The organism is Marinimicrobium sp. C2-29 (assembly GCF_038419845.1).
In the GTDB taxonomy this organism is placed as follows: Bacteria; Pseudomonadota; Gammaproteobacteria; order Pseudomonadales; family Cellvibrionaceae; genus Marinimicrobium.
The window spans coordinates 198,921-213,413 of sequence record NZ_JBCAQT010000002.1 but is presented as its reverse complement, the minus strand read 5'-3'; the positions used below and the strand labels follow the sequence as shown (position 1 = coordinate 213,413).

Genomic DNA, 14,493 nt, shown 5'->3' with positions numbered 1-14,493 from the left:
GGTTTTTTGGTTTTTATGCGGTTGCGGGATCGAATATAGCAGAAACCGGAAGGATGTATACGGACTCACGGGAGAACAGGCTGAAACCTAAATGCGCCATCTCCTCTGGGGATGGCGCTTTTTTTCGCCTATAATCTGTCTACATTCATTCCTGATTGGTTGGCGGTCGAATGACGGAGAAGAGCAGTAAGCGCCTCGGCAGCCGATGGCTGATGGTGGTCCTCGGGGTTCTGGCGCTGTGTGGCCATGCCTACGCGGAGAGTGCGCTGCCGACAGTGGATGTCTCCCGGCTCGAGAGTCTGCCACTGCTGGATCGGGCCGAATACTGGGTGGCGGATCGGGACTCAACCCTGGTGGACGCGGAAAAGGCGTCATACCGGCCTCTGGATGCGGGCGCGATCAACCAGGGCATCAGCGACCGTGCCTACTGGGTGAGGGTCCGGCTCAGCAATACCGGTAAGACTCCTAAAGACTGGGTCCTGGTTCATGAAACCAGCTACCTCGACCATATCGAGGTTTACTATCGGGAGGCCGGCGGCACCGACTTTCGACACCAATCGCTGTCCGATCGCGTTCCGTTTGCCGAACGACCGGTCGACTACCGCAAGCTGAGTTTTGAGCACATTACGCTGGGACAGAGCCACACCGACCTTTACCTGAAGGCGTATTACCAGAAGGCGGATTCTGTCAGTCTGCAATTTACCCTGTATGACGAGTCGGCATTCGAGCGGATGGTGCGCGAGGAGAATCTGCTCTTCGGGGGTTATTACGGCATCTTACTGGTTCTCACTCTCATCGCCCTGATTGTGGGGACGGTGCTGCGCCGAACCAGTGTCTATACCTACGCCCTGTTTTTGGCCGCAACCGGGTTTCAGTGGCTGCTCCTCAATGGCTATGGTTTTCAATACCTGTGGCCCGAGCGTGTCTATTGGCACAACGAGGGGTTTCACATCTCCTATTTGCTGTTCTCGCTGCTGGCCTGCGAGTTCTCCAAAGCCTTTCTGCGAACCGCCGAACGATTCCCGTCGACTCACCGACTGCTCCAGGGCCTGCAGCTTGTGGCACTGGGAGGTATCGGGCTGCGCTGGCTCGGGTTCTATGTTCCCATACTGCACCTGGCGTTTGGCATGCTGACTCTGATCGCACTGGTCATTCCCGCGATCAGCTGGCGGGCCTGGCGTCAGGGGGTTCGATACGCCCGCTGGTATGTATTTGCCTGGAGCATTTATTCCGTCAGTCTGATCCTGTCCCTCGCGAGCGCCTATCTGAATCTGGTGCCCTGGGGGATGCAGTCGCTCACTCTGCTGCAGCTCGGGAGTCTGCTCGAGGCGGTACTCCTGACAGTGGCGATGAGTGAACGGTTGCTGAGTGTCGAAGCCGAGCGGCGCAAGGCGGTCGAACTGGCCAACAAAGATCCTTTGACCGGACTGGGTAATCGGCGCCAGCTTCAAAAGCAATATGAGAGCTTTTGCGAGCAATTCACCCGCGATCGGGTGCCGGTGTTTCTGATCATGATCGATCTGGACCATTTCAAAGTGGTGAACGACATCTACGGCCATGATGCGGGCGACCAGGTACTCAGGGAGGTGGCCCGGCTACTGCGCGCCCACTGCCGAACCAGCGACGTGTGCATCCGCTACGGTGGGGAGGAATTCGCTCTGTTGCTAAGAGCGGAGGGAGTGGACTCGGTCTGGCATATCGCTGAACGGATCCGCCGGGAGTTTGCGCAACACCCGACAGTGTATCTTGACCAGCGTATCGAGCACACACTCAGCAGCGGCATCACCTCCGTGCTGGAGGGTGACCGGATACTCAGCGTCAATCAGATGATGAAATACGCTGACAAGGCGCTCTACCAGGGTAAAGCCGCCGGGCGTAACTGTAGTATCATCTATCGGGACGACCCGGTGGAGCCGGATCTGAGAACGTCGGACGGCCCTCACCTGACGAGTTGAGGGTATTTTACCGAATGACCTGAGGAGGCGGCATTGAGCGATACAGACCTGCGTGACCACCTGGCTGTGGAGCGGACCCATCTGTCCAATGAGCGGACGCTTCTCTCCTATATACGGACCGCCCTGTCGCTACTGATTGGTGGTGGCGTGGTGCTCCAGTTTCTTCCCGACCAGCCCTTGCTCATCTTCGTTGCCTGGTTTGCCATCGGGGCAGGGGTGCTGACTCTCATCATCGGAACTTACCGCTTCCTCAAGGTGCGGGGAGAGATTCCCAAGGTTCAGGCCTAGTGACTGACCCCGGTATGAGCGACTGACGCCAAAACCGGTGGTCATTCGAATAAAAATCCAGGTTTTTATTAATAACATATATCTCTTTATACGCCTGTGGCGCAGGAGAAATGCCCTATCGACGGTCGATTATTGAGTATGTTGAGCGCTCTTTATACGGCAACAGTCTGAGGCCGATCGCTTTTTGTAACGTTTGGGCCTTAAAGAGAATTTAACGACATCGGACCTTGAATTGTGCCGCGCCCTGTGCAAAGATCTTTAGGTGAGTACCGAAAACGTCTGAAAAAACCTACCACAATCAACCGAGTTTTGACGTTTCCGGGCAGAGAAAATCGCATCAAGCGATAAAAAGATCGAAAAGATCTGTTAGTAAAAAAAGAAAGTGATAGCACATTAAACACAATAGAGTTGCGTCTGAAGCACTAACCGCACCCGAGGTCCGTCCGTCTTTTGGTGGCAATAAGGTTATCGCGTGAAGACCACTTATAGAAATCATTCAACCGCTAAATACTAATATAAAGAAGTAGTCGAGGGAGACAAAATGTTTCAGAAACGTATGCTGTCGCTGGCGGTAACGCTGGCGACCTGTGGGGCCCTTCCTGTTATCGCCCAGGCCCAGGAGACCGCTCAAGAAGAGCCGATGCTGGAAGAAATTCTGGTCCAGGGTGTTCGCTCCGCCGAACTGAATGCCCGCGAAATCGAACGCAATCGGGATATCTTCAGTTCCGTGATTTCCCAGGATGATGCCGGTAACTTCGCCGACCAGAACGTTGCCGAAGCACTGCAGCGCCTGCCCGGTGTCACTCTGCAGAAAAACGATGGCCAGGGCGAGTTCGTCAACGTGCGCGGCCTCGGCCCAAGCTTTGTCGGTGTCAGCTTGAATAACTCCGAACTGGCTTCCTCCAGTACGGATAACCGCTCCGTGGCACTGAATTCCATTCCCGCTGATCTGATGGGTTCCATTGAGGTGTTCAAATCACTGACACCGGATATGGACCTGAACTCTATTGGCGGTCGCGTCAACGTCAACTCCGTCACCGCCTTCACCCGCGGGGAAGACTCGTTGCGTCTGAGTCTTCAGGGCGCCATGCACGAGCAGCGCGGTGAGTTCTCGCCCAAGGCCACCTTGCAGGCCACCAAACTGCTCCTTGATGAGACGGTCGGTATTGCGGTCTCGTTCTCCCATGAAGAGCGGGCCACGGAAGTCAACCAGATCCGTCACAGCAGCAGTAATGATCCGCGCTTCATGCGGGTGTCACAGCCCCAACTGGGCGACGACAGCAACAATCGTGAGAACAATGCGCGAAGCTCTCTCGAGTACCTGCAGGAAGGCGATGTCGATCCCTACATCGATAACGAACGCATTCTGGCTCCCTATGAAGTGGAAGTCCGTCAGGACGAGAGTGTCCGTACCACCACTGCCGGTACGTTCAATATCGAGTGGCGTCCCAACGACAACAGCGAGTATTTTGTGCGGTACGACCGCTCGGATTTTACCGATGAAGAGTTGACCCTGCGCGAGTACTTCCGCTTCGGTCAGGGGGATGCCCGTTACGTGTCCTTCATCAATCCGGATAATAACGCTTTCGCTGTCTCGGATACCGATCTTCAGCAGCATGTTTTCATTCAGGACTCCGAAGATACCACGACCACCTACGCTTTGGGTGGCGAAAACAATTTTGATCTCTGGACTGTGGATTACGAATACCACAACTCGGTGGGCGAACAGGTCAACCCGGATGACCGGCGTGTCCAGTTCCGCATCCAGTCGCTGCCGATGTATGCGCAGACGTTCAAAGATGATATTCGCGCTCAGATCCTGTCCCGCACCCAAATTCGCTTACTGGCTGAAGAAGCGGGTGCGGAGATTCCCACCTCGGGCGTCCCCGGTACCGGCGGCTATGCCGGCTTCCCGGGTTACCAGCTGGGCGAGCGTCGCCAGGAAGCCTTTGTCTATGACGGTATTTACCTGGAAGATGGTTTCCGCCAGGACGAGGTAGAGCAGTTCAAACTGAATGTGCGCCGTGATTTTGAGGATGGAGTGGTCAACTACCTCAAAGCCGGTCTGGTCTCCAAGGAGCGCACCCGTTCTCGGGATCGCGGTCGCTGGAGCGTCAACCCCAGTGACTATCCGTTTGCCTGTGAAGGGGACGAAGCCTGCCTGGAGTGGGCAAACACCGGCATCGGCCGGGGTGATTTTGAAACCTACACGCCGCGCAATCCCCGGTTCGATCACGACTTCATTACCACTTCCAGCGCTGAAGAGCTGCTGGATGTCACCCGCCAGATCCCGTTGAACCTGGACCCTGAGCGCAGTGGCCATGCCAGCAAGAGCGATAACTACTCGATTTACGAAGAGAGTAATGAAGCCTACCTGATGGCTGAATTCAACCTGGCACAGGATATGTACCTGATTGCCGGTGCCCGCTATGTGGAGACCGAGTTCGGCTCTACCGGCTGGTTTACGTTGCGCCACGATCGCTTCCTGTCAGAAGACGGCATTACCCGGGACATCGTCATGCCCCTGGGCGATCCCTCTACCGGCGGTTTTGTCCAGAACAGCTATGACGGTGTCTATCCGGGTCTGCATCTGCGCTGGGAGCCAACCGACGACCTGTTGGTTCGGACATCACTCTGGACCAACTACAACCGCCCGGACTATGACGACGCCAGCGCCGATGCGGCCTTTGACGGCCGGGTCTTTATGAGCGCCGCCGATCCGATCGAAGGCCGCGATAACTGTAGCGATAATCTGCAGGATGACTTGGGCGCTCCCAATGACGACTATGTCGACTTCATTTCCGACAACTTCACCCTCTGCGAAGGCAATGCGTTGGAGTTGGGTAACACCGACCTGAAAGCGATGGAGGCGACCAACTTTGACGCCTCCGTCAGTTGGTACGGACCGGACGGCCACTTTGCCGAACTCGCCGTGTTCTACAAAAATATCCAGGACTTTATCGTGGAGGTTCGGGGTACCTCGGTCGCCCGAAGCGACATGCCCGGCTCCGTTCAGGCCGCCCTGAACCAGATTGACTCGACCGGTGGCGGCGAACCGAGCATCACCGAAAATGTGTTCCGCATTGAAGAGGATTATGTCTTCGACGACGTCAACACCACCATCAACGGTGACGTGGCCAACGTGTACGGTGCGGAGCTGAGCTATTCACGTTACTTTGAGAATAACCTGTTCGTTAACACCAACCTGACCTTGTTGAGCAGTTCGGCGGACGCGGGCGCAACGGTTCGTGCCGACGACGTGCAACTGCCCAACCAGGCCGACGTCACGGCAAACGTGACTCTGGGCTGGGAGAACGACTTTGCCTCGGCGCGTCTGATTGGTAATTATCGCAGCGAAGTACTCAAGCAGATTGGTTCCTGCTCGGAGGCGGATCTAGAGGCGGACGCCGAGTGGGCACGACTGAATGATGCCAGCAATCCCGACGCACTTGAGGGTGCACAAGGCTCGGGTGTGGTCTATCCTGAAAACTGTCGCAAGTGGGCAGACATCTTCCACGATGAAATTTTCGGGTTGGACTTCAAGGCAACGTACAACCTGAATGACGACATCAAGTTCTATTTTGATGTACTGAACATCACCGAAGATGTGGATGTGTTTTACTTCCAGGGCAATGAGTACTCCAATGGTCCTGTGTTGTTTGAATCAGAAGGCTTGGGCCGTACCTTTCAAGTGGGTATGACCGTTCGCTTCTGGTAAAAGAGACTCGGTGCTTGCGGGCGCGCGTCAGGGGCTCAGGCCTCTGTCGGGAACCGCCGGTAAGCCGGGGTGTAGAGAGATATCATTAGATAAAAACTAGGAGATCAACCATGATGAAACTTAAATTACTGGCAGCAGTCATGCTGGGCGGCTCCCTCGTTGCCTGCGGTGGCAGCAGCGGCGGCGGTGGCGGCGGCAGCAACGGGAACGGGAATGGGAATGGCAATGATATTCCTGACGATGATCCACCCGAAGTCGGCACTCAGATAGAAATTCAGAACGAAGCCATGCCGCTGCAGGAAGACTTCAGTGCTGCGGATACCGAAGGCTTTTTCAGCGCCGACTACAAAGCGCTCAATACGCCGGCTACGAATACCATCGAAGATGAAGACGGTAACGAATTCGAGTTGGTAGATCCCAACCCGTCGTTCTACTATCCCACCTGCTGTTTCTGGGAAGAAGACCCGGATACCGGCGAATTGACGGGTAATGTCGATCCGGAGTTTACCGAAAGCTGGAAAGCCGGCGGCGGCCACCTGGCGTTGATTGACAGCGCCCGGATGAGTATCGGCCAGATCCTGTCCGACTTGACCGATGAAAATGCCAATAATCGCAAGAGTGACACCAGCGACGGTGCCGAAGGCGCCAACGACGAACTGGGTAGCTGGGGCGAGCTGGATCTGAGCCAGCCCTACCGCGTGTCGTTCTGTTTGAATGACAACGGTCCCTGGGGTTCAGGCTTCAGCAACCTCGAACTGTACGTCGACAACAACAGTGGCGGACGTCAGGCCGACTCGCTGTGGAGCACTGCATCGCTGCTTCTGCGCGAAGAGATCGGAACCTTTGAGGCGGGCAACCGCGTCGTTGTTGAAGTTCCCGGCAACGCTTACATGATGGATAACGAAGGCAACCAGGTGGGCGATACCATTGCCGTCATCCCGGCACTGGATGGTGACAGCATGCCAGTCGGCACCTCGACTTCCTTCCTGCAGCTGCGTGTCAGTAGCGGTGGCTTTGCCGTCATCAATGACCTGGTGGTTGACTACCAGGACGATCCGGTCGAACTGGGTAACTGTGCAGTGAACACCGAGTACGTGACTGCGCCGGAGATTGAAGGTGTGCCCTTCCAGGGCCTGCCGTTGCTGGTCGATCTGGACATGACGTTCGAGCAGTTCTTCGGTGAAGAAGACTCGATCTTCCTGGCATTCCCCGACGATCGTTCCGTTCCTTTCTATGCTCCCCGCGCTGGCGCATCTCGCATGTTTGTCGAGAACAACGCGATTACCTGGGGTGATGGACGGTTCTATATCGGCCATAGAGAAGGTACCGGTACTGAAGCCGTTGGCGGCATTGATCTGAGTGAGCCCTACACCATTACTTTTGACGTGGTCAAAGCGAACGATGCGGCGGACGGCAACTTCATGATCTTTGTGGATAACACCGAATCAGGTGGTTGCGCGGATAACTCCGTTCATGGTGAAGCTTGCACTATTTACTCCACCACGCTGGATACGTTGACCGATGGTCAGTCGATTACCGTAGACTCTGATCTGGGTACGCCGAACTCCTTCTTCCAGTTCCGCTGCGACTCCGGTTGTGGTCAGCCGGAAGATGGCGCCTCTGATCTGGGCATCACCATTGAGAATATCGTAATCGACTACCAGGACACTGGTCCTGCTGACAGCATCTGGAATGGTCAGGCGCTGAACCTGGCGGGTGACGATGAGTTTAACGTTGTTGGCAGTGTTGATGCCGAAACCGAAACCTCCGCCACTGTTACTTCGACTGGCGGTAACGTGAACTCTTCACACCATATGGTTTACTTTGCCCATCAACAGGCTGACATCAGCGATTTCGTGTTCAGTGCACGTATTGCGAGTGTTTCTGGCGCTGATCTGGCCGAGGGCAATGGCAATCGCTTTGGCCTGATGGTGATGGACGATCTGTCTCCGGCTGGTAATACCTACACCAACCTTGGAGCCTGGGCAGACATCGGTTTCTATGCGGACGGCGATCCGGTGGCACTGATCGGTTCTCGTGGTCAGAAGAAAGACGATGGTAGCCGTACCCGGTCCAATATCGATGGTCTGGAAGTGGGTGACTACGTCCGTATCGAGGTATACGACGATGGTACAGAAAAACGAGTTCGTCGCTGTACTTCGCCCGATGGCGTTACCTGGACCTCTGCAAACAGCACAACAGACTTCCAGGCAAAAGCCGATACCGATAGCTGGTACTTTGGCTTCTACGGCGCTCCCGGTGCCAATGAAGTGACAGTTGAGTACGACAATGTCGTGTTTGAAGAGTACACAGAAGATTGTGACGCTGGTGCGTAGTAGGTAAACATCCAGTTGTTACTTAACGAAAAACCCCCGGGCCGAGAGGCCCGGGGGTTTTTTGCTCTGCAAAACGTGATCGCCAGGGAAAACCAGGAGGTAAACCACGATGAGACTCAATGTACTGGCACCCGTCATGCTGGGCGGCTCTCTCTTTGCCTGCGGTGGTAGTAACGGCAGCAACGGTAACGGGAGTGTGAATGGGAACGGCAACGATGCTCCGCCGGACGATCCGACCGAAGTCGGCTCTCAGATCGAGATTCGAAACGCGACCTTACCGCTGCAGGAAGACTTCAGTGCCGTGGATACGGAAGGCTTCTTCAGTGCCGATTACAAAGCGCTCAATACTCCCGCTGTCAATATCATCGTCGATGCCGATGGCAATGAAATCGAACTGGTGGACCCCCATCCGTCGTTCTATTATCCGACCTGCTGTTTCTGGGAAGAAGACCCCGAAACCGGTGAATTGACAGGTCATGTCGATCCAGAGTTCTCCCAAAGCTGGAAACTGAGCGGAGGTCATCTGGCCTTGATTGACGGCGCCCGGATGAGCATCGGTCAGACGCTGTCCGACCTGACCGATGAAAATGCCAATGACCGCAAGAGCGACACCAGCGACCGGGTCGAGAGGGGCGACGCCGAACTGGAGAGCTGGGGCGAGCTGGATCTGAGTCAGCCCTATCGTGTGTCTTTCTGTATCAATGACAATGGCCCCTGGGGCAAAGGTTTCAGTAACCTGGAGCTGTACGTCGACAACAACAGTGACGGGCGTGAGGCGGACTCGCTATGGGGCACGGCGTCTGTGCTCCTGCGTGAAGAAATTGGAACCTTTCAGGCGGGTCACCGGGTCGTTGTCGAGGTTCCCGGTAATGCTTACATGTTGGGCAATGATGGAGAGCCGGCGGGTGACACGATCGCTGTCATTCCCTCGCTTGATGGGGATGACAGGCCCGTGGGTTCTCAGTCATCGTTCCTGCAATTGCGAGTCAGTAGTGGTGGTTATGCCATTATCAATGACCTGGTGATCGACTATCAGAGTGAGCCCGTCGAGTTCGGTGATTGTGAAGCCATTCCTGATTACGTCGATCCTCCCAATTCGAAGGTGTACCCGGTGGAATAATGAATGAGCCCATCGCTGAACCAAAAAAACCCGGGCTTCGCCGCCCGGGGTTTTTTGGGGTTAACGCAATGGTTTCGCTACACGGTTGCTTTGATATCCAGCAAGAGATCCCGGGTCAAGCGGATACCCTCGGCCTCCGAGTGCTTGTCGCCCTCGTACTCGACACCGACCCAGCCGCTGTAACCCACGGCCAAGACAATGTCCATCATTCGCTGGAAATTGATGGTAGTTTCCTGCCCCTGTTCATTGAACGCGTAGCTTTTGGCGCTCACGGCTTTGGCGTAGGGCATGAGCTCACGTACACCTCGATAGCGGTTGTATTCCTCACCGGTCTCCCGGTCGATCACAAAGTTGCCGAAATCGGGCAGGGTTCCCACTCGCGGATGTTTGGCGGTTTCCATGACCTGGCTCAACCAGCGGGCGTTGGACGACAGGCCCCCATGGTTCTCCACCAGCACGTTCAGCCCGAGGGGTTCGCAGTACTCGGCCAATTTCACCAGGCCATCGGCGGCCCGCTGCTTCTGCTCATCGTAGCTACCCTCGCTCTGGGCGTTGACCCGGATGGAGTGGCAGCCGAGCTGGTGGGCAGCATCGGCCCACTTCTTGTGGTTGTCCACCGTCTGCTCCCGGGCTTTCTCGTCGGGCGCACCGAGTGCGCCTTCGCCATCCACCATGATCAGCAGGCTCTGCACGCCTTCGCCGGCGGCGCGGTTGCGCAGGTCGGCAATCAGGCGGTCGGACAGGGTCTCTTTATAGAACTGGTTGACGTACTCGATGCCGTCGATGTCGAACTCGCGCCGGGCGATCTGGGCAAACTCCCTGGGGTCGGCATCGCCGCCGAAGAATCGGCGGTGCAGCGACCACTGGGCGAGCGATAGACGGTAGGGTTCTCCGCCACCGAGCAGCGCGCAACCGGGGAAGGCGGTAGCAGCCGTGGCGGCCGCCGAGAGTTGTAGCGCCCGCTTGAGCAGCTGGCGGCGACCTAGTTGAATCTTGTCCATGAATACCTCAATTATTGTCGATTGTGGGTAAGCCCGAAGTGTAGCGAGCCCCGGTAGGGGCTGCAACCGGATTCATCGAGGGGCTGGTGTGCCACTAATTCTACTCATATAGTTATAAGGAATAAGAAGTCATAGCGTAAAAATCTGAACAGGGTCCCAGTTTTCGGTATCAATGGCAGCGGGCAAGGGTGAATTTTGCTAGAATGGCGCTTAAAACAACACTAAGTCTAGACTCGCCCATGCGCACAAACACACCTCTGATCGGGCTGCTCGCCGCCATCGTGCTGACGCTACTTGCTCTGGTTGCGCACCCCTATCTGCCTGAAAAGCGCCTGCCCGTCGTGCCCATTACGGAGGAGGGGGTGCCCTTCTATGCGCTGTATTCCGATCAGTTGGAAGGTGGCCCGAGTCATTCCCAATGGGCGCTCAGGCCGGGCAGGGAAGGGCATGTCTGGCGCTGTCACATAGAGCCAGAGGGCACCTTCACCTATTGTGGCATCAATGTGCTCTTTTCCTATAATAATCGCGACGGCCTGGATCTGACGGGCTATCACTCCGTGCGCGTGAAGCTCGAGGCGCACAACCATGACAAGAGACTGCGGATATTCCTGCGTCATTATGACCACCGCTACTCCAACCCGGACGACGACAACAGTCCCCAGTTCAGCAAGTTCGATATCCGCACAGAGGAGCTGGCCGAAGAGCTGACCATCGGCTTTGATGAATTTACCCTGGCTGACTGGTGGGTGGCCGAGCGGGACCTGCCCCGGGAACTGATGCGGCCCGCCTTCAGCAATATCATTGTTCTGGGCATCGACTACCGCGAATCGCTGCCGCCCGGTGACTACGATGTAAGCATCGAGCGGATCGAGTTCGTGGGCGACTGGGTCTCGGCGGAACAATGGTACCTGGGGATTCTGCTGCTCTGGCTGACTGGCCTGTTTGTCTGGGCCTCCCACCGGATCGTGACTCTGAATCGGGCTACCGCTCAGCATCGCAAACGGTTGCACCAACTGGCCAGAAGCCATTCGGAGCTGAAGCAGGAGACCGACAAATACAAGAAGCTGTCGGTGCGGGATCCATTGACGGGTGCCTATAATCGTTACGGCTTTGAACAGAATCTGGCCGAGGCTCTCTATCGCGAAACCAGCCGGCCCCTGTCGTTGGTGGTCATGGATATTGATCATTTCAAGGAGTTTAATGATCGCCACGGGCACGATGTGGGCGACCGGGTGCTGAAGCATGTGGTCGAGCTGTTGGATCAGCACACGCGTGGGCAGGACATACTCTGCCGCTGGGGTGGGGAGGAGTTTGTGCTCCTGTGCCCGGAAACCGATGCCGACCACGCGCTGATCCTCGCGGATAAAATCCGTGAAGTGATTGCCGTCGAACCCCTGGGCCTGAACACGAATGTCACCCTCACGGCCAGTTTCGGGGTCTGTGAAATGCAGGAAGGAGAGTCCTATATCGACGCCTTTATCCGGGCCGATCAGGCTCTCTACCGGGCCAAAAATGAAGGGCGTAACCGAGTGATGGTGGCGCCTTATTAAATCTCAGCGATGTGGTCCAGGTCTATCGCGACCTGATTGACAGTGGTTGGACGGGAACCCTGACACTTGAGGTCCGGAATGACGAGTTCAGCCCATCCCGCTGGGACAATTCAGAGTAACCGGTTACACTGAGTCTGACGCTTTCCCGCAAAGGTCGGGTTCCATGCCCCACAATCGCCGTGTGAGGTCGGTTACATTCGCTCATTGAGGGCTGACAAAGGCCTTGATTAGGCCTTGACCTCCCACCAAAACAGTTCCAGAATCTAGGGAACCTCTACGTTTGAGGTGCCGAGGATCATGACAAAAACATTCCAATAGTGTCGGCCTTCAGCCCTTACCTTTGTGGGGCCAATAAGGACCTTTCTGGCGTTCCGATAAGGACCTTCTGCACCACAACCACCGATTGCCGGCCAAGATCACCAATAACTACTACAACACCCAAAACGCTGTAACGAAGTGAGAGTAATCAACCATGAAAATCAATCAGCTAGCTCTGGCCGCACTGGTCAGCATCACACTGGCCGCCTGTGGTGGAGGCTCCTCCTCCGGCGGTGACAACAACACTGACGATCCGCCCGCCAATGGCAATGGCAATGGCAATGGCAACGGAAACGGTAATGGCAACGGCAATGGCAACGGCGACGGCGGCCCGACCGAATACGACGGTGAGTGGGCCTCGTGTGAGCGTCTCAATGAACCCCAAGGGTTTGCCACCATGGGCGATGGCATTACCGGCGGTGCCGATGTCGGCGCCGGCCACTATGAAGTCGGTGTAGTGACCGGGACCCAGATACAGAGTGCTCTGGAAAACAGCGAATACGCGGACAAGCCCCTGACTCTCTATGTCGACGACCTGATTACCTGGGATAACTCCAATAATTCGGCCGTCAGTATTCGCCGGGACGACGTTACCCTGATTGGTCGCAGCGACAATGCCGGATTTGAAGGCGTGGGGATCAGCGTCAGCGACGGGGCGAGCAATGTCATCATCCGCAACCTGGAATTGCGTCTGGTACCCCAATCGCACAGCCCGGGGGACCTGATCAGCCTGGACGGTCGCAGCGGCGCCGTAAGCAATATCTGGATTGACCACAACGAACTGTACAACAGCCGCACCGCTCCGGAAGGGGCGACCTGCGCGGATCTGGGCGAAAGCGCCGGTTGTGAGCTCGACAAGAACTACTACGACGAGCTGGTGAGCGGGCGCAGTGCCGTTCACAACGTCACCATCTCCTACAACTATTTGCACGACAGCTGGAAAACCTCGCTGTGGGGTTCCTCTGACAGCTCGGCCGAAGATGTCGGTCGCACCATTACCTTCCATCACAACCACTGGCACAACAACAACTCCCGTATGCCGCTGTTCCGCTACGGGGAGGGTCATGTGTTCAACAACTATTATCAGGATGGTGATGGTTCTGCGATCAACTCCCGTATGGGCGCCGAGATGCGCATCGACGGCAACGTGTTCGAAAACGTCAGTAACCCGATAGTTTCCCAGTTCAGCGACGAAGTCGGTTTCTGGGATGTGGAAGACAACCTCTTTATAGACAGCTCCTCGAGCGGCACCTGTATAGAAGGCGGCTCAGAATGTCTGGGGGCCGAAGATGAGTCAACCACCCAGTATATTCCACCCTATGTCTACCAGATCATGCCCGCGTCCCAGGTCAAGGATTACGTGACCCAGTATGCCGGCCCGGCGGCACTGGACGACTGTCTTGATCTGCCCGTCGCGGGAGACAATGAAGCGCCGACGTTTGATACCGATCCGAAAGAGCCACCGGCCGCCTGGAACTCCTACAATGGCAATGTATTGCCGGATGCGGATAACTCCATTGTTCTGGAGGACGACACAACCGCCAGCTTCGAACTGGGTGGAGAAACACAGGTTGACTTCTTCTCCCTGGGCAGTGCTGGTGAGGTGGAATTCAACACCGCTTCCAACCCCAACCTGACCCATCATGCCACCTATCGCGGTGTGGTCGGGGAAGGCTATCCGAAACACCTGACGGTTCTGGCCGGCGTTTCCGGTTACGACGAAGATGTGCGCCTGCTGGAAATCGAAACCGCGTTTGCCGATGAAGGCCAACCGGGCAGCCGTCTGAAAACCCTGCTGCGCAATCAGGACGGGCACCGAGGCATCCAGCTTGAAGACGCGAATGCCGGAGCATCTCCCGACAATTACGGGGATGGCATGGATATGGTCGCCTATCGCGTCTACCAGGTCAGCGTTACCATGACCAGCGCAGAGCGTGGCAACGTCCGTATCTTTGGCGACGGCAACGACGAGCCCCTGATCAGCCTGCTCGATGTGGAAATGCGGGCGGCCAGCAGCGATGGCGACAACTTCGTGCGCATCGGTGATGGCGGTGGCCACCCCTACAAGAGCACGATCGACTGGGTGGTCTGGACCAATGAAGCCGCCTACCTGCCGAGCGACCTGAAAGGGTCACTGCCGGAAACCCTGGGTGATATTTCAGGCTACGAAGCCGAGTAAGCCACCACAACAATGACTCGGGTGGGCA

At 56.4% G+C, this 14,493-nt stretch carries 8 protein-coding genes; 7 read left to right on the top strand and 1 reads right to left on the bottom strand.

Annotated features, from left to right (window positions below):
* The first annotated feature begins 170 nt into the window (after positions 1–170).
* The 5 genes from AAE484_RS02865 (at position 171) to AAE484_RS02845 (ending at position 9,417) form a co-directional block, all read left to right on the top strand.
* Positions 171–1,955, top strand: coding sequence for a sensor domain-containing diguanylate cyclase (locus AAE484_RS02865; protein ID WP_341936823.1), 1,785 nt, complete (start codon positions 171–173; stop codon positions 1,953–1,955).
* A 33-nt stretch (positions 1,956–1,988) separates the two neighbouring features.
* The gene (locus tag AAE484_RS02860) at positions 1,989–2,243 is read left to right on the top strand and encodes a YidH family protein (protein ID WP_341936822.1); all 255 of its coding nucleotides are present in this window, start codon (positions 1,989–1,991) and stop codon (positions 2,241–2,243) included.
* A gap of 541 nt (positions 2,244–2,784) precedes the next feature.
* Positions 2,785–5,961 (top strand): TonB-dependent receptor, encoded by a 3,177-nt coding sequence (locus tag AAE484_RS02855; RefSeq protein ID WP_341936821.1) that lies wholly within the window; start codon positions 2,785–2,787, stop codon positions 5,959–5,961.
* 110 nt (positions 5,962–6,071) lie between these two features.
* Positions 6,072–8,297 (top strand): hypothetical protein, encoded by a 2,226-nt coding sequence (locus AAE484_RS02850; RefSeq protein WP_341936820.1) that lies wholly within the window; start codon positions 6,072–6,074, stop codon positions 8,295–8,297.
* Positions 8,298–8,406: 109 nt separating this feature from the next.
* Positions 8,407–9,417 carry a hypothetical protein gene (locus AAE484_RS02845; RefSeq protein WP_341936819.1) on the top strand — a complete coding sequence of 337 codons (1,011 nt, stop codon included), beginning with the start codon at positions 8,407–8,409 and terminating at the stop codon, positions 9,415–9,417.
* Positions 9,418–9,494: 77 nt separating this feature from the next.
* Here AAE484_RS02845 and AAE484_RS02840 read toward each other — a convergent pair whose 3' ends face one another.
* Positions 9,495–10,418: a sugar phosphate isomerase/epimerase family protein gene (locus AAE484_RS02840; RefSeq protein WP_341936818.1), complete on the bottom strand. Its 924-nt coding sequence runs from the start codon at positions 10,416–10,418 to the stop codon at positions 9,495–9,497.
* A gap of 239 nt (positions 10,419–10,657) precedes the next feature.
* Here AAE484_RS02840 and AAE484_RS02835 point away from each other — a divergent pair, with 239 nt between their 5' ends.
* Both AAE484_RS02835 and AAE484_RS02830 read left to right on the top strand, forming a co-directional pair.
* Positions 10,658–11,968 (top strand): GGDEF domain-containing protein, encoded by a 1,311-nt coding sequence (locus tag AAE484_RS02835; RefSeq protein ID WP_341936817.1) that lies wholly within the window; start codon positions 10,658–10,660, stop codon positions 11,966–11,968.
* A 472-nt stretch (positions 11,969–12,440) separates the two neighbouring features.
* Entirely contained in the window at positions 12,441–14,465 is a 2,025-nt protein-coding gene (locus AAE484_RS02830) for a pectate lyase family protein (RefSeq protein ID WP_341936816.1), read from the top strand.
* Positions 14,466–14,493 lie beyond the last annotated feature (28 nt).

Coding starts and splice junctions, on each gene's coding strand:
- AAE484_RS02865 (WP_341936823.1), top strand. CDS start 171: ATGACGGAGAAGAGCAGTAAGCGCCTCGGCAGCCGATGGCTGATGGTG.
- AAE484_RS02855 (WP_341936821.1), top strand. CDS start 2,785: ATGTTTCAGAAACGTATGCTGTCGCTGGCGGTAACGCTGGCGACCTGT.
- AAE484_RS02850 (WP_341936820.1), top strand. CDS start 6,072: ATGATGAAACTTAAATTACTGGCAGCAGTCATGCTGGGCGGCTCCCTC.
- AAE484_RS02845 (WP_341936819.1), top strand. CDS start 8,407: ATGAGACTCAATGTACTGGCACCCGTCATGCTGGGCGGCTCTCTCTTT.
- AAE484_RS02840 (WP_341936818.1), bottom strand. CDS start 10,418: ATGGACAAGATTCAACTAGGTCGCCGCCAGCTGCTCAAGCGGGCGCTA.
- AAE484_RS02835 (WP_341936817.1), top strand. CDS start 10,658: ATGCGCACAAACACACCTCTGATCGGGCTGCTCGCCGCCATCGTGCTG.
- AAE484_RS02830 (WP_341936816.1), top strand. CDS start 12,441: ATGAAAATCAATCAGCTAGCTCTGGCCGCACTGGTCAGCATCACACTG.